The sequence below is a fragment of the Telluria sp. ZT3P25 genome, from assembly GCF_059685895.1.
This window is the reverse complement of sequence record NZ_JCASIJ010000001.1, coordinates 2466869-2486709: the sequence shown is the minus strand read 5'-3', so window position 1 is coordinate 2486709 and position 19841 is coordinate 2466869. Positions and strand designations below refer to the sequence as shown.

General features: G+C 60.1%; 17 protein-coding genes. 10 read left to right on the top strand and 7 right to left on the bottom strand.

Translation table 11 applies throughout. The annotated features are described in order from the left end of the window. Window positions 1-44 precede the first annotated feature (44 nt). The 4 genes from AC56LY_RS11055 to AC56LY_RS11040 all read left to right on the top strand — a co-directional run bounded on the left by AC56LY_RS11055 (window position 45) and on the right by AC56LY_RS11040 (window position 4577). Window positions 45-2288 (top strand): type VI secretion system Vgr family protein, encoded by a 2244-nt coding sequence (locus tag AC56LY_RS11055; protein WP_499579292.1) that lies wholly within the window; start codon window positions 45-47, stop codon window positions 2286-2288. 418 nt (window positions 2289-2706) lie between these two features. Beyond that, complete coding sequence (locus AC56LY_RS11050; protein WP_499579291.1) at window positions 2707-3252, top strand: hypothetical protein; 546 nt, start codon at window positions 2707-2709, stop codon at window positions 3250-3252. A 280-nt stretch (window positions 3253-3532) separates the two neighbouring features. Further along, on the top strand, window positions 3533-4015 hold the full coding sequence (locus tag AC56LY_RS11045) for a hypothetical protein (protein WP_499579289.1): 483 nt from the start codon (window positions 3533-3535) through the stop codon (window positions 4013-4015). A gap of 91 nt (window positions 4016-4106) precedes the next feature. Beyond that, window positions 4107-4577 (top strand): hypothetical protein, encoded by a 471-nt coding sequence (locus AC56LY_RS11040; protein ID WP_499579287.1) that lies wholly within the window; start codon window positions 4107-4109, stop codon window positions 4575-4577. A gap of 660 nt (window positions 4578-5237) precedes the next feature. Here AC56LY_RS11040 and AC56LY_RS11035 read toward each other — a convergent pair. Further along, entirely contained in the window at window positions 5238-5483 is a 246-nt protein-coding gene (locus tag AC56LY_RS11035) for a hypothetical protein (RefSeq protein ID WP_499579284.1), read from the bottom strand. Window positions 5484-5527: 44 nt separating this feature from the next. Between AC56LY_RS11035 and AC56LY_RS11030 the strand changes: the two genes are divergently transcribed. Both AC56LY_RS11030 and AC56LY_RS11025 read left to right on the top strand, forming a co-directional pair. Further along, a complete protein-coding gene (locus tag AC56LY_RS11030; protein WP_499579282.1) occupies window positions 5528-5908 on the top strand; it encodes a hypothetical protein in 381 nt (126 codons plus the stop codon). A 114-nt stretch (window positions 5909-6022) separates the two neighbouring features. Continuing rightward, window positions 6023-6397: a hypothetical protein gene (locus AC56LY_RS11025; RefSeq protein WP_499579281.1), complete on the top strand. Its 375-nt coding sequence runs from the start codon at window positions 6023-6025 to the stop codon at window positions 6395-6397. Between the two features lie 66 nt (window positions 6398-6463). On the opposite strand, the gene AC56LY_RS11020 is transcribed toward AC56LY_RS11025, so the two are convergent. Then, complete coding sequence (locus tag AC56LY_RS11020; protein ID WP_499579279.1) at window positions 6464-8668, bottom strand: EAL domain-containing response regulator; 2205 nt, start codon at window positions 8666-8668, stop codon at window positions 6464-6466. 399 nt (window positions 8669-9067) lie between these two features. Between AC56LY_RS11020 and AC56LY_RS11015 the strand changes: the two genes are divergently transcribed. Further along, the gene (locus AC56LY_RS11015; RefSeq protein ID WP_499579278.1) at window positions 9068-9385 is read left to right on the top strand and encodes a hypothetical protein; all 318 of its coding nucleotides are present in this window, start codon (window positions 9068-9070) and stop codon (window positions 9383-9385) included. A 33-nt stretch (window positions 9386-9418) separates the two neighbouring features. Here the strand turns inward: AC56LY_RS11015 and AC56LY_RS11010 are convergent, their stop codons facing one another. From AC56LY_RS11010 to AC56LY_RS11000, 3 genes are all read right to left on the bottom strand, one after another. After that, complete coding sequence (locus tag AC56LY_RS11010; protein ID WP_499579276.1) at window positions 9419-10015, bottom strand: PEP-CTERM sorting domain-containing protein; 597 nt, start codon at window positions 10013-10015, stop codon at window positions 9419-9421. A gap of 157 nt (window positions 10016-10172) precedes the next feature. Further along, window positions 10173-12914 carry a TonB-dependent receptor gene (locus AC56LY_RS11005; protein WP_499579273.1) on the bottom strand — a complete coding sequence of 914 codons (2742 nt, stop codon included), beginning with the start codon at window positions 12912-12914 and terminating at the stop codon, window positions 10173-10175. A gap of 169 nt (window positions 12915-13083) precedes the next feature. Then, window positions 13084-13530 carry an RcnB family protein gene (locus AC56LY_RS11000; RefSeq protein WP_499579271.1) on the bottom strand — a complete coding sequence of 149 codons (447 nt, stop codon included), beginning with the start codon at window positions 13528-13530 and terminating at the stop codon, window positions 13084-13086. A 194-nt stretch (window positions 13531-13724) separates the two neighbouring features. On the opposite strand from AC56LY_RS11000, the gene AC56LY_RS10995 reads away from it, so the two are divergent. Then, window positions 13725-14693 (top strand): hypothetical protein, encoded by a 969-nt coding sequence (locus AC56LY_RS10995; protein ID WP_499579269.1) that lies wholly within the window; start codon window positions 13725-13727, stop codon window positions 14691-14693. On the opposite strand, the gene AC56LY_RS10990 is transcribed toward AC56LY_RS10995, so the two are convergent. Further along, entirely contained in the window at window positions 14668-15864 is a 1197-nt protein-coding gene (locus tag AC56LY_RS10990) for a sugar diacid recognition domain-containing protein (RefSeq protein WP_499579267.1), read from the bottom strand. The two genes, AC56LY_RS10995 and AC56LY_RS10990, sit on opposite strands and share 26 nt — an antisense overlap. A 244-nt stretch (window positions 15865-16108) precedes the next feature. Between AC56LY_RS10990 and AC56LY_RS10985 the strand changes: the two genes are divergently transcribed. Together AC56LY_RS10985 and AC56LY_RS10980 are read left to right on the top strand one after the other, a co-directional pair. Further along, the gene (locus AC56LY_RS10985; protein WP_499579265.1) at window positions 16109-17422 is read left to right on the top strand and encodes an MFS transporter; all 1314 of its coding nucleotides are present in this window, start codon (window positions 16109-16111) and stop codon (window positions 17420-17422) included. A gap of 12 nt (window positions 17423-17434) precedes the next feature. Beyond that, a complete protein-coding gene (locus tag AC56LY_RS10980; protein ID WP_499579263.1) occupies window positions 17435-18592 on the top strand; it encodes a glycerate kinase in 1158 nt (385 codons plus the stop codon). A gap of 255 nt (window positions 18593-18847) precedes the next feature. On the opposite strand, the gene AC56LY_RS10975 is transcribed toward AC56LY_RS10980, so the two are convergent. Further along, window positions 18848-19777, bottom strand: coding sequence for a LysR family transcriptional regulator (locus tag AC56LY_RS10975; protein WP_499579260.1), 930 nt, complete (start codon window positions 19775-19777; stop codon window positions 18848-18850). Between the last annotated feature and the right edge of the window lie 64 nt (window positions 19778-19841).

The window sequence follows — 19841 nt, the reverse complement described above, 5'->3', positions numbered from 1 at the left end:
GATTTCATGAAAGGTTTACCGATGTGTCACCGCGAGCGGCATAAGTGCCTGGTCCTCAACCGGTGCTGGGCCGGCTGGCTGCACTGGAGACGAGCCTGGCCGACGGCACCTGCACCCGATTTAACGGCCTGGTCAGCGAAGCGGCAATGCTGGGCAGCTTTGGTGGCCTGGCGCGTTACCGGCTGCGCTTGCAGCCTTGGCTGTGGCGCCTTGGCCAGGTGCGCAACAGCCGCGTTTGGCAAGACATTACGGTGATGGAAATCGTCGACATCGTGTTCCAGGAACACGCACCGCACGCCGTCTGGCGCTGGAGTGACGAAACATCGGCATTCATGGCTGATGCCGGCGCGCGCAGCTATTGCTGCCAGTACCGCGAATCCGACCTCGATTTCGTCACGCGACTGCTGACCGAAGAAGGCCTGAGCTGGCGCATCGAAGAGACGGACGAGGGCCACGGTGTGGTGCTGTTCGGCGACAGCAGCCAGGCCAGCGCGACGCCCGAAGACGCCAGCAGCGCCGGCGGCGGCATTCGCTTCCATGGCGCGCGCGCCGGCGAAGTGCACGACAGCGTGCAATCGCTGCGTGCGCGGCGCAGCCTGCGCGTGGGTCTCTCCACCGTGCTCAGTTACGACTACAAGGCCAAGAAAGCCGTGGCCGCCAGCGTACCGACCGCGGGCGCCGTGGGCGGTCCCAACGCGCCGCTGCTGGAAAGCTTCGACACGCCCGGCCAGTACTTCTACGCCGACGGCGCCCAGGCGCGCCGTTACGCGCTGTTGCAGATGCAGGCCAACGAAGCGCGCCGCCACCTGTGGCAGGCCCGCTCGACGGTGCGCACGCTGCGCGCCGGCACCCGTTTCACTCTGACGCAGGGGCCGCTGCAAGCCGGCGCCGGGGCGGGCGACGATGCCGATCCGGCGTATGTCACGCTGCGCGTCGTGAGCGTGGGCGTCAACAATCTGCCCAAGCCGGCCAGTGAGGGATTGGCTGAACTGTTCGGGCCGATCCCGGAATTGCTCGAACAGACACTGCCCGAGCAGGATCCCGAACTGGCCGCCGTCATCGCCCAGGCCAGCACCAGCGGCTACGCCAACCTGATCGATGCCATCGCGGCCGCTACCCCGTGGCGTCCGGTGGTCGGCGAAAACGGCTTGCGCCACCACCCGAAGCCAACCGCCCACGGCAGCCAGAGCGCGATCGTGGTCGGGCCTGGCGGTGGCGCCAGTGAGAGCGGCGCCGATGAAATCCATTGCGACCGTTTGGGGCGCGTGCGCATTCGCTTCCACTGGCAGGAAGACGCCAACGCGACCTGCTGGGTACGCGTCGCACAGCGTTCGACCGGCGGTGGCATGGGTAGCCAGTTCCTGCCGCGCATCGGCCAGGAAGTACTGGTGCAGTTTCTCGAAAACGATATCGACCGGCCGCTGATCGTCGGCGCGCTGTACAACGGCCAGGGCGAAGGCGGCACGCTGCCGACGCCGGGCGGCAAGAGTGAACAAGAGAGCGACACGGCGATCTTCGGCGCCGCGAACGATCACGCCATCTCGGCGCAGGGCAACCTGGCGGGTGGCAACGGGCCGCTGTGGCACGGTGCAGCCGCGGCCAGCGCCGGTCACCGCAACAGCGCAGCGCAGTGGGGCATTCGCAGCAAGGAATTCGGCGGCAATGGCTACAACCAGCTCGTGTTCGACGACACCGACAGTCAGGGCCGTATCCAGCTCAAGAGCAGCCACGCGGCCAGTGAACTGAACCTGGGCCACCTGATTCACACGGCCGACAATTACCGCGGCAGCCTGCGCGGGCTGGGCGCCGAATTGCGCACGGACGGCTATGGCGCGGTGCGCGCCGCCACGGGCTTGCTGGTGACGAGTTACAAGATCACCCATGGTGCCGATGCGCGCGAGCCGGCCGGCGACAACGTGGCCGGGATTGCCATGCTGAAGCAGGCGGTCAAGCTGGGCGAAACGTTCAGCGATGCCGCCACGACGCATCAGACGGTGGCGTTCGCCGGCCATCTCGGCGCTGCGAAAACCAATGCCAGCAAGCTCGACGAAAAGGAAGCGCCGCTGCCGGCAATGCTGACGGCGGTCTCGGGCATGCTCAGCAACGAGAGCGTGGACGCGGCGCGCGGCGAGATGCCTGCCAAGCCGGTCGCGCCGGACGATGGCAAGCTGCCCAACAGCAGTTCGGCGATGATTGCCATTGCCGCCAAGGCCGGCCTTGGTGTGGTTGCAGCGAATGATCTGCAACTGGCCAATGGCGAGACCATCACGTGCGAGATTTTATGCTGAAGGGTGGGAGTTGGTTCGAGACAATGCCGAGCAGGCCGTAAAGAATAGTCAGTATCTTATTGCGGAAGTAGAGAGATCATCAGAATCCTTGTTTCGTGAGGCATGGGATCTAGACGAAAAATATTCAAAGGACACGATAGCGAAATTTACCGGCCCTGAAGATCCTGCTTATCATCAGAACTTAAAGAAGCGCTATACAGACCGATTACGCTTCTCTGAGGCGCGCCTTAAGCAAATCATGAAGGATAAGCCATGAGTGCTCAGCTTTGTACAGTTTTGCCTGATAGGTACGGCAGGGCCGCGAATAAGAAAGAATTTTACAAGATTCGCGCTGTTGCATGCTACGCCTTAGTGAAAAGTTCGTTGCGTGTACACGTAATTTTAGCCCCATGTCGATGCGAGATGTGGTGAACGATGCATGAATGACGTTGATATTGTAAATTTCGTGGTCGATTTTCCGATGCAGTTGAACTTTTGCCAAAAGTTGAAGCCAATGAAAAATTGTGAAGACGTTCCGAGGGTCAACCGCCGAAGATTACTGGGTGCAGGGGTATGTGTTATGTTGACAAACGCATGCGATGCTAAGTTGACGAAACCCAGTTTCAACGTCGTTTTGTTTAATTATTTAAATCGTCCAATTTTTGAATTGCTGATCGATGGAACTGTTGATGCGAGTTCCGATGCATACCCCCGCACCGGAAGCGGTATTATGATCGGAGTCGGAATTTCCTTGGGTCAAAAAAAAGTGACTTGGCGGCTGGATGGGCCGCCTGGAATGAAAAGCAACGGTGAAACTATTACCAGTAAAAACAGTCCTGAACTTGTCTCTATTCCAGATGGACGTTATTTGGGCATACACGTTTATCCTGACTATACAGTAGATCTGATCCCATCAGTTGGTATTCCACGGGTTAGTCAGCGTGGTCAAAAAGAAATGGAAGAGGCAGGAAGAGATCATGATTAACGGTGATGTTGCAACGGAAGAAGTACGTATTCTCAACATCTAAAAAAGCGTATCAAATCGATTGATGAAGCGATGCCATTAGCTACCTGGGTGATGAATCGATGAGAAATTTTATATGTGCATTAGGAGTTATTTTCTTTCTTTCGGGTTGCATTTCAAAGGAAGAGGAAGCGCGTAGACTGGAAAAGCATAATGAGACGACCTTTACTACAACTGCATTAACTACACAAAATATGACATTTTCAGTATTTTATACAAGGAGGCTTCAATCCCTTTCGATGTGGAAAATGCAACTAATGGAGGGTCGGTATTTTTCCGAAATTCTGGTAAGGCACTGCTCGATAATGGCCAGGAGGTAGCTGGTGGTGGCGATACCTGTTGTTTGATTTGGAATAAAGCAACTGACAAGCCATTAAAAATAAAAGTGGTATTGAGCGTGATTTACGATCTTGATTCGTTTGACGGAAAATTGAGTGATCAGCGCGACAAACGTAGCCTTAAAGGGCGCGGGCGTGGTAGTGCTTGGTGCGAAGCTATTGTAGATGTGCAACCTGCCGAAAGTGATCTCAAAGCGGACAGGGTTATATTACATTTTCTTGTTGACGGAACTGTTAAAGCAACGCTTGCAACTTTTCAAACAGAAAAACCGCTTTCATCTAGTCTGGTAGAGCAACATACAGTTGTGCTCCCTGAAGGTCAATTTTGTAAAAATGAAATCGATAATCCATTCTTCGGGATTCCTCGTGCACCTCACAGGGAATGAGCAGTCAGATTGCCGCTATGCTGCACAGAATAAATGCGGAAGCTATCGATTTTTCCAGTGAAGTTAATTTTTTTTTCGAAGGTTACTTCCAATGTTTGATTATAAGGTTCTTTCAAGAATTGATCGTCGCACCTTGATGGGCGCAGGGATATGTTTCGCGTTTGTTAATGCATGCAAAGCTAAATCGATAAAAGCCAGCTTTGACGTTGTTTTATTTAATTATCTGAACCGCCCGATTTTTGAGCTGCTAATCGATGGAACTATCGATGGTAGTTCAGATAAATATCCCGGTACCGGCAGTGGTGTGATGATGGGAATAAGTCTTATGTTGGGTGAGAAAAAGGTGATATGGCGTTTGGGTGGGCCTGCTGGAATGAAAAATAACGGTGACACGGTCGCCAGTAAAAACAGTCCGGAACTTGTTTCCATCCGAGGTGGAAAGTATTTGGGCATACACGTTTATTCCGACTACACAGTCGACCTTATTCCATCAGTTGGTTTTCCTCAGGTTAGCGAGCGTGGCCAATTGGAGATTTCAGAGGCAGGAAGAGATCGTGGCTGACAATATCTTCCCGATGACAGAAGCGTGTTGTCGAACTAACCTAAAAGGCCTGTCGCTGTTTTTCGGCGAAACCAGCAATGTCGCAAAACGGCGAAACTGTGATAAGTAAAAATTAACCTGGCTTAAAAACAGATAATAAAAAAATATTTGGCAATCACATTTACTCTGACGACCTGTAAAGCTCATTCTAACGACTCATAATCCAGGATTTAGCGCACGTGGACAGATCGAAATGGAATAAGCCAAGGGGATATTGACTGGCGATATCATGCATACATTGCCTGTGTTGTTAAATTGAAGAGTGTCAGCAATAATAAACAGTTATAGGGATATAATTCGTGATTTATCGCAACAGAGGAACGCAATGCGAGCACTAGTGAAATCGGTGGCGCTTATAACTGTTTTGATATGTCAAACTGCTCATGCTGAAAATATCAATGGTACATGGCGATACGAGAAGAGCATGGACTATTTTGGTCAGATGACGCCGCCGTCAACGAAAAATCCGATTCTTCAAATTATCAATAATGTGGCGAAAATGTCGCCAAACTGCAATGTCGCATTAACCAAGAGCCGCTATCTCTACTCCAGTCCGTTTCAGTCGCTGCTAAAGGAAGGCGTCACCGAGTAGATGCTTGAGAATATCTTAAGAAGAATTTTTCATTTTCTGTCATGGGCGCCAAGGACTATCTTAAAGCCGACATTGACGAAACCTGCAACGGGCCCGTGCTTGATTTTTTGGTCAGTGGCGATAAACTGCTGACACCGTTTGCAGGCTCGGCTTTCCATAGCTATGCGCGCGTTGACGATGGCGCCTTGCGACGAGTGGAAGCGAAACTCGCTCTGGGTGGCCGAAGGCTGAGTCAACTTCCTTTTGATCCCGCCACTTTCATCAGCATTTGCCACGGGTTGCTTCCGCGTGTGCGCGGGGGGCAACATAAGACCGATCGGTGCGCACCTGTTTACTACCCCTACATTGCCACGCAAAAAATAGCGATCTCCTTGCCAGACTGATCGGCATCCATGACTACAGGAAGGGCGGCGCCAGTTATGCTGACGATTATGCGCCGCCATTCGCGAACGTGCTTCACCCCACGTTTATCCTGCTTCCTCCGCTAAAAGAGGCGCTGGTGGTCCGCGTGGAAGATCTGGAGGGCAGCCCGGAAGATCGCGATATGATGTCAGGTGTCTACCTCGTGATCAAAGAAGGGAAAGTTTCTGATGAGCTCAATGATGGCTTTACGATCGACGAACGCCATGTATGCACAGACGACGATGGGAAGAAGCGCTATCGGTTGCTCGAGTCTGGCAAGTTCAAAAAACTTTTTTGAGAATCAAATGTTGAAATCAGAATCGGCAAACTTCTTGTTGCAGCGATGAATCGGCGCCATCTTCTCAGGGCTATTGCGTTCCTGCCTGTTGCACATATTTGTGAGGCGAAATCAATGAAAGTCGTATTGGATGTTGTGCTGTTCAATTATCTTGACCGGCCCATCTTCGATGTCTACATCGACGGTAAGGTCGGCGAAACCAGCGAGGCGTATCCGGCTACCGGTGGAGGGATCTTCACCGGCATCTCCTTCGCGTTAGGACAGAAAACCGTCACCTGGCGGCTTGATGGTCCGAAGGGCACACCACGCAATGGCGAGACAGTCGCTAATCGGAATACCCTGCGCCTTGACACCGTCGTGCTGGGGGCAAAATTTCTCGGTGTGCATATCTATCCGGATGACAGCGTCGAGTTGACAACCTCGAAGGGGGTACCTGACCGGACGCAGCGCGGTATTGCCATGGCGCGCGATGGTGCGGGTGGTCAATGATCTCTACGGCCAACGTCCCTACAAATCCAGCCAAGAGGGGCAACCACGATGTGCCCCCGCAGCGACTTACGAATTGAGCACGTTGACAAAGCCCCCCAACGGCATCGGCCGGTGAAACAAAAAGCCCTGCATCGTCGAACACCCATGCGCGCGCAGATAGCGCGCCTGCGCTTCCGTTTCGACGCCCTCGGCCACCAGATCCAGATTCAGCCCGCGTGAAATCGAGATAATCGCCAGCACCACCGGGTAATGCCCATCCTCGTCGCTGATCTGCTGTACGAACGACTGGTCGATCTTGATGGTCTGGATCGGAAACCGGTGCAGATACGCGAGCGACGAATAGCCGGTACCGAAATCGTCGATGGCCACCGAGACACCCAGCTGCCCGAGTTTCCTGAGCTGCTCGATCGCGTACTGCGGATTGCGGATGCAGATGTTTTCGGTGATTTCGACGGCGATCCGCCCAGGGCCGATGTCGTAGCGCTCCAGGGCATTGCGCATCGTTTCGAAAAATTTGCTGTGGTCGAGATAATGCGGCGACAGATTCAGCGACAGCGTCAACGGGTTCGCACAGTCCGTGCCCCATTGCGCCATGTCGCGGCACAGGGTGTCGATCATCCACTCCGAGATCGGGACGATCAGGCCGCTTTCTTCGGCGAACGGCAGGAATTCTGCAGGCATGATCAGGCCGCGCACCGGATGGTTCCAGCGCATCAGTGCCTCGGCGCCGATGATGCGGCCACTGGCAGCGTCGATCTGTGGCTGGTAGTACATCTCGAGTTCGTTGCGCTCGAGTGCGCGGCGCAGATGCTGTTCCAGCGCGACGTTCTGGTGCAGCGCGTCGTGCATCGACGGATCGTAGAACGCATGGCCGTTCTTGCCCAGGTCCTTGACGCGGTACATCGCGATGTCGGCATTGCGCAGCAGTTCGTCGATCGACTCACCGTGCTCGGGGTAGATGGCCACGCCGATCGACGCCGAAATATGCACCTCGGTGCCGGCCAGGTCGAATGGCTGATGCAGCTGCTCGATGAACTTGTCGGCAACCACGCGAGCGTCGTCGCGCGAGCGCAGGTCGGGCAGCACGATCGTGAACTCGTCGCCACCCTGGCGTGCCAGCGTGTCACCCTTGCGCAGGCAGTCCTTCAGGCGCTGCGCCACTTGCTGCAGTAACTTGTCGCCGTGGCCGTGGCCGAGTGTGTCGTTGACCAGCTTGAAGCGGTCCAGGTCGATGAACATCACCGCCAGTTCAGCGCGCTTGCGGCGCGCCTGCAGCATCGCCAGGCCGAGCCGGTCCTTGAACAGCACGCGGTTGGGCAGGTCGGTCAGGATGTCGTGGTAGGCCTGGTGATGGATGACTGCCTCGGCACGCTTGCGTGCGCTGACGTCGCGTGCGATGCCGTAGGTGCCGACATAGGTCGGCGTGTGCGGATCGCGTTTTTCGCGGTGCATGCCGATCGCGTTGAGCGAGATCGTCATCACCGATGTGTCGGCGACGGTGGCGTGTCCGTGCATCGGGCTTGCCCGGCACGTCACGCGCAGTTCGACATCGCGCGAGGCCCGCTCGCCGACGCGCCGCTCGTTGAAGACGTAGAGTGCGCGCTCGTGGTCTTCGGGATACAGCAGCGCCGTGTAGTGCTGGCCCAGCAGCTCCTCGCGTTCATAGCCCAGCATCTGGCACGCGCGGTCGTTCACGTAGGTAAAGCGGCCTTCATGACCGAGCATGTAGATCATGTCGGGCGAGGCATCGACCAAATAACGGTATTTTTTTTCGGACAGCGCGAGCGCTGCTACCATGCGACGGTTGATCTGCTGCAGGTCGCGCTGCTTGAGCGCGTTTTCCACCGTGCGCAGCAATTCTTCGCGGCTGAACGGCTTGCGCAGGTAATCGTGGGCACCGCGCTTCAAGGCCCCGATGGCCGAATCGATGCCGACGGTGCCGCTGACAACGATGACGTCGGCCTTGATGTCGTGCTGATTGATAAAGTCCATGACCTGATGCCCATCGACATCCATCATCAAGAGGTCGAGCAGCACCAGGTCGAAGCGCATCTCTGCCAGGCACGCCAGCGCGGCAGTGCCGCTGTCGGCCGTCGTGATGGCGTAGCCGCTGCCTTTAAGCATTTCCTGCAGTGAGGCCAATACTCGCGGCTCGTCGTCGACCAGCAGCAGGCGGGGGCGGTGGAGAGGGGTGGTGGCGGAAGCGTCAAGATGAGTGGGCAACGTGCCCCGGATGCTGGCCGGGAGTCCGGTAGTTCGAAATCGATTCATCGTCATTCTGTCAGAGCCGTGCGATTTTCTGTGCCTGGCGCCCGTGAGGGTTGCAGTCGTTCATGTTTTATCTGCTACATAATGCCAGCTTATCCGTTGCATTTGAGGCATGACAATGCAATCGTGTGCAGAAATGTCGGGTGTCAGAGGCTTTTCGTTCCTGTATGGCGACAGAACAGCTGACGCACGTTCCCATTTTCGTGATGACGACCTGTCAAGCAAGCAGGCTGACCGTGTTCAGGGCGCTGTGGCTCTTCTGGTAAACTGGGGCGCAGGCTGCGCTTTGATCGCAGCGCGCCATTTCTGAGGGAATCGATCGGGGAGGTTATTTTGGGCGGTTTGGACAAGCTATTCTTCGCGCTGCTGCTGACGTCAGCAGGCTATTGCCAGGCGGCTCAGTTGACCACGCAGTCGGATGCGCCCGCGACCACATCGGCGTCCGTTTGTCCGGCGCAGGATATTTCGTTTTTCATCCAGCGATTCTCCAGTGACGAGGCGGTGCAACGCAGCTACACGACGGTCGAGCCGGTTGAATTTCCCGTCATGCCATTGGTGCAAGAGCGCAAGGACAACGCACTTGTCATGCAACTGGAAGACGTCACCGTATCGACGGCGCGCGTCAATCTGGCCAAGGCCGACACCAATTACCTGGTGTCGTATTACTTCAAGATGGACGACTGCTGGAGACTGGTTCGTATCGAGAACCAGTCCCTGTGACGCAGCTGCCAGGCAACTGCGCCAGGTTGCGGCTTAAACCCTGTTGGCGCCGGTGCGACGGCGCTGCGCCGTAAAGCCCATCAAGGCCAGGCCGGCGCCGAGCAGCATGCCGGTTGCCGGCTCAGGAATGTCCGTGCCCGGATCCACAGGACCGCCCACTTCCGTCACACCAAAGGTGATCGTGCCGAAGTTCCAGATGCCGTCTGGCGACACCAATCCATCATCGAAATCCTCGTAGAACTCCAGACGCAGGATGCCATCCGCGCCGACCAGGAAGTCAAATCCGAGGTCGATCAGGCTGGCCGAACCGGCGTAGGTGGCGGTGCCAGGGTCCGGGTTTTCAAAGCCCGGGTTGAAATACACGCCCGTCGACTGCGCTGAATCGCTGAAATACAAGCCGACCTCGGACAGATAGCTCGGTGTGAAAGCGGTAATGTTGACGTTGAAGGCGACACTGGTGATCTGGGACCCTGCGCCCACATTGAACGTGAATACCGTATTGCCTGCTTCTCCCACTTCGCCAAAGCTCTGGGCACCAGCGATATTGACCACCAGCGGTACAGCGAATGCGGACGTGCAAGCCAGTAATGACAACCCGACAAGCAGCTTTTTCAGGATACGCAGGGACATGGTTTTCTCCAGTTAGTGTGAGTCTTGTAACTAGCAGTAACCATGCCATCCGTCATATTGGTTTCAAGTGTCTGATTCCAATAAGAGTTTTAATCAGCGCCGGTCGGGTGTATTTACGTCTGTAAGCTTTCCCGACACGGCGGTATCCCGCCAGGCTTTATCTGAACGAATAATTGGCACTGGCATAGAAACGGCGCCCGCGAGGGTCCGTATAGCTTGGGTCATATCCCGACAAGAAGTAATAGGCCTGGTTCGAATACGGCGGGCTCTTGTCGAACAGATTCTGGATGCCCACGCGCAGCTTCAGGTGCGCATCGATTGCATACGCGCCCGACAAATCCCACAACGAATAGCGCTTGACCCGGTTGGCTGCCACCACGCTGCCGTTGTCGATATTGATCGCCGTATTCTGGTCTTCATAGCCGCTCGAGAACGTGTTTTGCAGGCTGGCCGACAGCGGTCCGCGATCCCAGTCGAAGCTCACCGTGTGACGCCAGCGCTGGACCACGCCATCGGTCACGAAGCGGTTCAGGTTGCTCACGAATTCGTCCCCGGGTGCATTCTGGATGTCCGACGTCAGCACATAGGTGCCGTTCAGGCGCCCGCCAAAGCGGCCGATGGCCGTGTCGACGCCGCGTACCGTGAGCGCCAGGTCGATGCCGCGTGCCAGTTGCGCGCCGCGGTTGTCCTTGCGCAGCTCGATATAGTCGATCAGGCCGTCCTCATCCCGGTACACGAGATCGCCATATTTGGCGAGATTGCCGAGGATGATGTCGTCACCGATTTCGCTGATGAGGTTCGTGCGCTTGATGTTCCAGTAGTCAATCGACGCGCTGACATGCTTGCCGGCGGCGAACACGGCGCCCAGCGAGAACTGGCGGCTGCGCTCTGGTTTCAGGTTCTCGTTGCTGTAGCGGCGCGTGTCCCAGTTGTCGGCGCAGTCCGAGTAATTGTTCTCGACCGTGGCGCAGTAGACCGGATCGGGCAGGGTGGCCGTGCTGCTGTAGACGGTCGGGCGGTACAGCTCCGTCATCGACGGCGCGCGAAAGCCCCGGCCGGCCGAGCCGCGCAGCAGCAGCGCCTCGCTTGGCCGGTAGGTCAGGCCGATTTTCGGACTGGCCGCGCCGCCCACGTTTTCGTAATGGTCGTAGCGCGCCGACAGTTGCGCTTCCCACTGCTTTGCGAACGGTACCAGCACTTCGCCATAGATTGCGGCCACATCGCGGCTGTCGCTGGTGGCGCGGCCACCTTCCGGCGCCGCGTCATTGTTGATGTTGTCGCTCAATAGCAGGGCCGATGGCGTGAAGCGGTTTTTCTCGCGCCGTGCTTCGCCGCCAATCGCCACCGCCAGATCGCCGCCCGCCATCGGCATCAGGGCGCGTGAGAACTTGACGTCGAGGGCGTCGAGCGTGCCGCGCGCGCGGCGCACGACGTCATCGACCTGGATGCTGTCGATCAGCGCCTGGCCTTCGGCGCTCGATGCACCGAACGGGTTGATGCGGCCGTCGGCGATTCCCTCGAGCAGCTCGTTGTAGAGCAGGTAGCCGTGGGTGTCGCGGTCCTTGACCGTGTTGACGCTGTGGTTGAACGCGGTGTCGTAATCCCAGCCGCCCACGGTGCCCGTCACGCCAACGACGAAACGCACGCCTTCGCTGGTGAGCGTGCTGGTGCGCTGGCCTGCTTCGTTCAGGCGCATGCGCAATTCCAGCTCGCCCGGGATGTCGTCATCCAATTGGTCCAGGCCGGTGCCAGCCAGTTGCGGCACCCGCGAATAATCGACGTAGCCGGCCACGCGCGCCGACGAGCCGGTGTAGTCGGTCTTGGCGCGGCTGAGCGCCATTTCGGCGTATGCCTGGTGCGACCCGCCCAGCTTGATCACGGCGCGGCTGAGCAGGCTGGCCTTTTCGGACTTCGGATACAGCTCGGTGTCGCCCATGTAGTTATAGGTGCACGCATCGACGCCGCCCGTGCCGTCCGGCAGGTAGACGTTGGCCGGTGGCGCGCAGCCCGGGACCGACAGGTTGATCAGGCGGTTCGTGATCGGCCGCCCATTGAGTGTGAAGCCGATCTCCTGCAGGTGGTCGCGCTGGGCCGAGCTCAAGCGGATATTGGCCGGACTGGTGTAGCTGGAGAGCAGGTGACCCAGGCGCTGCTCGACCTGCAGGCCGGGAATAAAACTGCGCTGCGATGTATTCAACGGATTGGTGCGCTGGAAGTCGGCCACAGCGAACACGTTGTAACCGTCGCGCTCGAGCACGCCCTTGCCGGCGCTCAGGCTGGCGGTGCGCTTGCCGGCGCCGCCTTCGTCGGTCGTGCCGACGTACAAGTTGGCTTCCAGTCCCTGGAAATCCTTGCGGGTGATGAAGTTGATGACGCCACCGATGGCATCGGTGCCATACAGCGCCGATGCACCGTCGAGCAGCACTTCGACGCGCTCGAGCGCCGCGGCCGGGATATTGTTCAGGTCAACGCCGCTGTCGTCGCCGGGCGACGCGAAGTTGGCCATGCGCCGGCCATTGAGCAGTACCAGCGTGGACGAGGTGCCGATGCCGCGCAGGTTGGCGCTGTTGAAGCCGCGTTGGTCGCCGCCGACATTGATGCTGGCGCCATCGGTCAGGCCGTTGCTGTTGGCCGACACGCGCCCCATCAGTTCGGCGGCGGTGGTCACGCCTGTTTTCTCGATCTCGGCACGTGAAATCGTTTGCACTGGCAGCGCGGTTTCGGACTGCACGCGGCGGATCGCCGAGCCCGTGACTTCGACGCGCGGTAACTCGGTTGCCGACGTCGCTGGCAGCGTTTGCGCGGCGAGGGGCAGGCTGGCCAGGGCAATGGTCGTCCCGGCAATGGCCAGGAAGACGCCGCGCACGGCGCGTGCGCCTGGTTTCAGATTCGTATTCATCAATTCTCCGTTATTACATCAAGCATATTGATTGATATTAAACGTGCACCGGGTTGAATGGATGCAACTATCGGCGAGGGATGAATGGATGTTGTAAATATGGTACGCGTACGCGTAAAAAAACCGCCACGTCGTTCGACGGGCGGTTTATAGAGGCATTCACTGGCGTTTAATTCGCGAACAGTACCTGGGCAATAATCCCGCTGGCGATCGCCGCCAGCACATAATCGTTGCCGGTCTGGACCCAGTGATAACCACGCGGTGGCGCGCTCAGGTGGCGACCACGCCAGTCATTCACCACGTAACGGTTATTGCGGTATTCCTTGTGCAGCTTGCCCCCACGGCGCAGGTCGTGGCGTGGACCGCCGCCGCGCGTATCGTCACGGCGATAATACTGGGCGCTGTCGTTGCGATGCTGGTTGTCGTGGGCACGTGGGCCGCCGTTGTGCCGGCGATCATCGTCGCGACGGTCATCGTCGCGGCGGTCATCGCGCTGCTGTGAATAGCCATTGCGATCGTGATCGCGATCGTTTCCGTGATCACCGCGTTGTGCAAAAGCGCTGCCACTCGCAGTAAAGGTCAATGCAATCAATGCTGCGATGAACTTGGTTTTCATTTTTATTTCTCCTGGTGGCCGATCCGATGAATCGATGCATTCATTAGACTACGGGCACCGCCTAACATGTTAAGAATTCCAGTAAGCAATGCTACAAAGTGTGTCTGCGCCAGCGCTCGTCATAATCTGTGAGAAATAGCGTCCTGGCGCTCGCTATACTCGATGCGGTCGACGCATTCAACAGGGGCGCTGTAATGGAAAGACGTTCGCAACAATGGCTGGCAGGCGCGTTCGTGGTGGCCTGCGTTGCAGGGGCAGGATTCTTGTGGCGCGATGCTGCGAATGAAACGACGGCCCAGGTGGCGGGCGCCCCTCCGCTGGACGTACCACCTCCTGCCGTGCCGGCCTTCAAGCCGCCGCTGCAGGGCGCAGCGGCTGCGTCGATACCGGCGTCCGTGTTGGCGACCGCCGCCGACCAGAGCCTGAGCGCGCATGTGGCCAGCCTCCTGGCCTCGCACGACCCGCACGCTGCCTACGCGGCGTACATGCTCGTCTCGAGCTGCGCGTGGTTCAACCGGCGGCACGATCTCGAGGTCCACGATGGCAAACCGGGCACCACACGTGCATTGAATGCCGATGAGCGACGCAACATGACGCGAATGTGCGGCGCGATGACCGAGCGCGAGCGGCTGGCCCGGCTCGATTACCTGACCACGGCTGTGAAGGCCGGCGTACCCGGCGCGGCCTGGATGTACGCTGCCGAAGGCCCGTTCGGCGACCCGAGTGCGCTGACGACGCGACCGGACGACCCTCTGGTGCGTGAGTGGAAAGCGACGGCGGCCAGCCAGCTCGACGCGGCGGCCGAAACGGGCGACGCGACTGCACTCATGCTGTGGGGGATGCAGAAGCTGGGCGGTTCAAACCTGACGGACAAGCATCCCGTGCAGGGGTACGGCTACCTGCTCGCCGTTGGCCTGATCGAGGCAGACGTCGCGCAGCCTGGCGACCCATCACCGCAGATGTTTGCCGAAGGCAGCGGCTTGCTGACGGCGCTGGGTGGCCAGCTGACGCCGGCGCAGCGCGCGGCCGCCCTGGCCGAAGCGCGCCGTATTGCTGCGGCTGCGAAGGCCCGGCGTGAGCGGGACGACAAGCAGTCGGGCGTGACGCCGGCATCGATGCCGACCGGCGCGTTGTCGGCTACGCCGCCGGGTCGGCGGGGCTGACGGGTGGGCTTACCGTCCTGCTCAACGTCGGACTTAACAGCGACGAGACATACAGCAGCAGCTTGTCTTCGCTCGATCCGAGGTCCAGGCCCGTGAGTTCACCGATGCGGCGCAGCCGGTAGTCGAGCGTGTTGCGGTGGATGCCCAGCGCTTTTGCAGTGGCGGCCGAATTCTCGTTCTGCGCGAACCACGCGGACAGCGTCGCGCGCAGCATGGCGCGGCTCTTGTCGTGCGCGAGCCGCGCGATCGGCATGCGCAGCTGGTGCGCCTGCCAGCCACTGTCCAGCCCGGACAGCAGTACCGGCAAGGCCATCTCGTAATAACTGAAGACCTGCTGCTGCGGATCTCGGGCACGCCCCAACCGGCTGGCGGTGCGCGCGCTGCCATACGAGATGGCAGCGCCGTCGATGCCGGGCAGGGCGATTCCCATCGACAGCGTGAACGGCAGCGGGCATTCTTCGCGCAGCAGCTGGGTCAGGGCGTCGAGGCGGCGCTGCGGCGGCGTCTCGAGCCCCTTGCGTGACGGCTCCCATGCATCGAGCAGCACCAGCTCGGCCGGCCCGACGGTGGCGGTGAGGGCGTCGTCGCGCCGTGCCAGGATCCGCATCTGCAGCAGTTGCACGGCGCTGGGGGAATGGTCGACCGACGCAGGCACGCCCTGCAGCTCGACGAGGAACACGAGTTGCATGCGCTCGACGTCGATCCCGAGGCGCTGCGCCCAGCCTTCGAGTTCGGCGCGTGCGCCCGGCTCGTAGCGGATCAGGTTGAGCACGAAGGCTTCACGGTAGCGCGAATGACTCTGCAGCGCCTGGGTCAGGGCGGCCTGCTCGAGGATCATCTCGGCGCCCAGGCGCACCAGTTCGCCGAACTGGCGCACGGCGTCGGGCGCGCCGGACAGGCCGACCGCCCCGCACACCTGGCCACCGACGCACAGCGGCAGGTTGATGCCCGGCTGGGCGCCATGCAGCTTGTGCGCCGCGGCTGCATCGATTTCCATCGTGAGCTTCTTGGCCAGCGCCAGCAGGGCGCCGGCATGCAGCTCGCCGACCCGCGCCGGGTTGCCGCTGGCGAGGATCACGCCATGGGCGTCCATCACGTTGACATTGAACGGGATGATGCGCATGGTGCGCGAGACGATCTCCTGCGCGAGGCTGGCGTCGAGGATGTGCATGGCGATATCTGGGTGGAAGGAATCGTTTGTGATTATGCACAATTTGTTGGCGTGCCGCCCACGTCGGGCGGGTGTTGACTGGCTTCGACAGCAGGCGGTGTCTTGTTAGGTAGACGCCAACTTGTGCATATGCCTGAAAAAAGGCATGCGCGGGGTACTGATTTTAGTGCGTGTCGCCGACGCTGTGCGCCCCTTGTTTGGTTGATAATCTTGATGATTACATGACCATATATTCGGAGACAGCATGAGTACCATTGCCAGCACCCCCGGCCCGAGCCTGCTCGACGGCGCCTACCGCAAGGCCACGTGGCGCCTGATCCCCTTCATCTTTGTCTGCTACTTCTTCAATTATCTCGACCGGGTCAATGTCGGTTTCGCCAAGCTCGAGATGCTCGATGCGCTGCAACTGAGCGAGACCGTGTATGGCCTGGGGGCCGGCATCTTCTTCATCGGCTACGTGACCTTCGGCGTGCCGAGTAACCTCATCCTGCACAAGCTCGGCGCGCGGCGCTGGATCGCGGTGATGATGATGACCTGGGGCGCGCTGTCGGCCTGCATGCTGTTCGTGAGCACGCCCGTCGAATTCTATGTGCTGCGCTTCTTTACCGGTGTGGCCGAAGCGGGCTTCTTCCCGGGCATGGTCCTGTACTTCACCAAGTGGTTCCCGGCGCACAAGCGCGGCCAGGTGATGGCGCTGTTCATGTCGGCCATTCCCGTCTCGGGTCTGATCGGCGGCCCGCTGTCGGGCTGGATGCTCAGTCACTTCTCGGCCGGCCAGGGCGGCATGGCTGGCTGGCAGTGGCTGTTCCTGCTGCAGGGCATTCCGACCGTGCTGCTGGGCGTCGCGGTGCTGTTCTACCTGAACGACAGCCTGGCGCAGGCGCCTTGGCTGACGGCCGAAGAAAAAACAGCGATGCAGACGGCGCTCGACGAGGACGAAGCGCAGCGCTCGAGCGGCACGCACGCGGTGCATTCGTTCGGCGCCGTGCTGCGCGACTGGCATGTGTGGATGCTCGGCTTCATCTACTTCAGCATCCAGATGGGCGTGTATGCGATCAACTTCTGGCTGCCGTCGATCATCAAGTCGCTCGGCTTCGAGAGCGCCACCACGGTGGGCTGGCTCAGCGCGATTCCTTACCTGTTCGCCGGTGTCTTCATGGTGCTGGTGGGCCGCTCGGCCGACCGCCGCCGCGAGCGTCGCTGGCACCTGTCGGCGCCCTTGCTGATGGCGCTGGCCGGCCTGCTGCTGGCCGCGAATTTCTCGGATAACGTGGTGCTGGTGATGATCGGCCTGAGTCTGGCCACGATGGGTGCGCTGACCGGCTTGCCGATGTTCTGGCCGCTGCCGGCGGCATTCCTGGGCAGCGCGGCGGCCGCCGCGGGTCTGGCGCTGATCAATTCGATGGGCCAGATCGCCGGTTTCCTCAGCCCGTTTCTGGTGGGCTGGATCAAGGACGCCACCGGCAGCACCGACATGGCGCTGTACATCCTGTCGACCGTGCTGTTCATCGGTGCGATGCTGGTGCTGGTGGTGCCTGCGCGCCTCGTCAATCGTTGATCGGAGCGCAGCATGCACATCGTGATCGCACCCGATTCGTTCAAGGAAAGCCTGTCGGCACTGGAAGCAGCCAGCGCCATCGAGGCGGGTTTCCGCGAAATCTTCCCTGACGCCAGCTACGTCAAGATCCCCGTCGCCGATGGCGGCGAAGGCACCGTCGACGCAATGATCGCCGCGACGGCCGGCCGCCGCGTCGACCTGCGCGCCACCGGGCCGCTGGGTACGCCCGTCGACGCCTTCTACGGCCTGACGGGCGGCGACGTCATCGCCGTGATCGAGATGGCGGCCGCCAGCGGCCTGGAACTGGTTCCGCCTGCGCAGCGCGATCCACTGCGCGCGACCAGCCGCGGCACGGGCGAATTGATCCTGGCCGCGCTCGACGCCGGCGCACGCCGCTTCATCCTCGGCGTGGGCGGCAGCGCCACCAACGACGGCGGCGCCGGGATGCTGCAAGCACTGGGCGTACGGCTGCTCGACGCGCAGGATGCACCACTGGCGCCGGGCGGCGCAGCGCTGGCGAACCTGGCGCGGATCGACATCACGCAGCTCGACGCACGCGTGCTCGATTCGGTATTCGAGGTAGCGTGCGACGTCAGCAACCCGCTGGTTGGCGTGAATGGCGCCTCGGCCATCTTCGGCCCGCAAAAGGGCGCCACGCCGGCAATGGTCGCCCAGCTCGACGCCAACCTGCGCCACTACGCCAACGTCATCGGGCGCGACCTGGGCCAGAACGTGGCCGACGTGCCGGGCGCCGGCGCCGGTGGCGGCATCGCCGCTGCAATGCTGGTCTTCCTGAAAGGCCGCCTGCGCCCGGGCAGCGAAATCGTCGCCGACGCGGTCGGACTGGACGCCGCCGTGGAGTTGGCCGACCTGGTCATCACAGGCGAAGGCCGCATCGACAGCCAGACCGTCAACGGCAAAACCCCGATCGGCGTGGCCCGCGTGGCCGCCCGCCACGGCAAACCGGTCATCGCCATCGGCGGCTGCCTGGGCCACGACGCCAGCGCCGTTCACGCGCACGGCATCGACGCGACCTTCAGCACGATCATGAAAGCCGGCACGGTCGCCGAAGCCCTCGCCAACGCCGACTTCAACCTGCGCACCACCGCCCGCAACGTCGCCGCTACGCTCAAACTCGGCCAATCACTCACCACCCCAACTCACAATTAGGGTCAGAGTCGAATTATTGGGCAATTGCTCCGATTTCCCCGCAATGAGGGTCAGAGTCGAATTATTGGGCAATTGCTCGGCACCGCCAACAAATAGGGTCAGAGTCGATTTATTGGGCAATTCCCAAAAGTTGTCAAACAATTCGACTCTGACCCTAATTGTTACATGGCTGCTGAGATTGCCTGACAATTAGGGTCAGAGTCGAATTATTGAGCAATTTCTTTGGCTGCTAGCCAGTGGCTGCTGCAGGTGCAGTTAGCGGCCGATCCAGGCGGCGCCGGGCCAGGCGCCGCTCAGGACCATTTCTTTCATCAGGCCGACCAGTTCGGGGGCGGCAGCCACGCTGACCGGAGACGCGCGGCGGGTCGCGGCGCGGGCCAGCACGATGCGGCGTGACAGGTCGGGGGTGCCGACCGGGGCGCCGGACAGCGTGCCGTCGCGCAGTTCGTCGAGGATCGCGGAGCTGGGCAGGATGCTGTAGCCGAAGCCTTTGTTGACCAGCGATTTTTGCAGGTCGAGCGCGTTGGTTTCGGCCACCACGTCGACACTGATGCCGGCCACCGCCAGCGCGTGCTCGATGATGCTGCGCAGGCCATGCGGGGCGTTCGGCAGGATCATCGGCCGGTCGCGCAGCTGCTTCAACGGGAACGGTTTTGATGCATCGATGTCGCCCGGCCGCCCGATCACATACAGGCGTTCATCGAGCAGCGCTTCGACCTGCATGCCATTCGAGGCGCGCGTGTCGTACAGCAGCGCCAGCTCGACTTCACCGGCTTCCAGCCACTGCACCACATTGCCCGCATACCCGACATTGATGCCGACCGTGACAGCAGGGTGTTTGGCACGCACACGCGCCACCAGCTCGGTTGCCAGCAGATTGCTGGTGCTGGCTAGAAGGCCGATCATCAACCGGCCCGAGATCGCATTGGCGGCCGGGCCGATTTCGGCGCGCGCCTTGTCCAGTTCACGCAATGCGCGCCGGCCGTATTCGGCCAGCGTGCGGCCGGCGTCGGTCAGCACCATGCCATGGCGCTCGCGCTCGAACAGCAGGGCGCCGCATTCTTCTTCCAGCATCCGGATATGGCGCGATACCGCCGGCTGCACCAGGTGCAGCAGTTCCGCGGCCTTCGTGGCGCTTCCCGTTTCGGCAATGGCGATGAGCGTGCGGATCTGCTTGATGTCCATGCTTGTCCTTCAAGTGGTCGTGCCATCAACATAAGCTATTCCTCCTCGGCCTGCAATACCGGAT